Source organism: Paraburkholderia sp. EG304, from assembly GCF_046543485.1.
GTDB classification, from domain to species: Bacteria; Pseudomonadota; Gammaproteobacteria; order Burkholderiales; family Burkholderiaceae; genus Paraburkholderia; species Paraburkholderia youngii.
The window spans coordinates 1-646 of sequence record NZ_JBKGUA010000281.1 but is presented as its reverse complement, the minus strand read 5'-3'; the positions used below and the strand labels follow the sequence as shown (position 1 = coordinate 646).

Below are 646 nucleotides of genomic sequence, written 5' to 3'. Positions count from 1 at the left end.
CGACAGCCCTTCGACCTGGGCCAGCAGGCTGCGGAACTGGCCTTCATCCGGGGCGAATACCCCTTCGGCCAGGCCCTGCAGGCGGCCGCGCAGGATGGTGACCGGCGTGCGCAGCTCGTGCGCGATCGCCGCGTGCCACATCACCCGGTCGGCCTCGATGTTCTGCAGCCGGCGCGCCATCGCGTTGAAGTCGTCCACCAGCAGCGCCACTTCGCCGAGCGAGCGATCACTGACCGCGGCACGCGCGCCCAGGTCGCCATCGGCAAGCCGGCCGATGCTGTCCACCACTGCATTGAGCGGGGTGAGGATGCGCTGGGACAGACGCACCGAGGCGGCGACCGCCAGGGTCAGCCCGAGCAGGGTCACGCCCACCATCCAGACCAGCTCGGGGCCGCTGGGCACCCAGCTGACCGGCTCCGAGGCGCCACCGGGATAGAACGCCACCAGCACGGCATACAGCAGGTAGGAGCTGAGGATCACCATCACGATGACCGCCAGCACCATCAGCGACATCGACAGCACGATGTGCCGGCTCAGGCCCGAGCGGCGCATCAATGGTCCGCCGCCAGCCGGTAACCGACGCCGCGCACGCTGGCAGGCACGTTGGCCAGGCCGACCTCGTCGAGTTTGCGCCGCAGCTTGCTGA

At 69.8% G+C, this 646-nt stretch carries 1 protein-coding gene; it reads right to left on the bottom strand.

Going from position 1 to position 646, the window contains the following annotated elements; all coding sequences use genetic code 11:
- On the bottom strand, positions 1-552 hold a 552-nt coding region (locus tag ACLFKU_RS43865), incomplete at its 3' end, for a HAMP domain-containing protein (RefSeq protein WP_410853403.1).
- Positions 553-646: the final 94 nt, after the last annotated feature.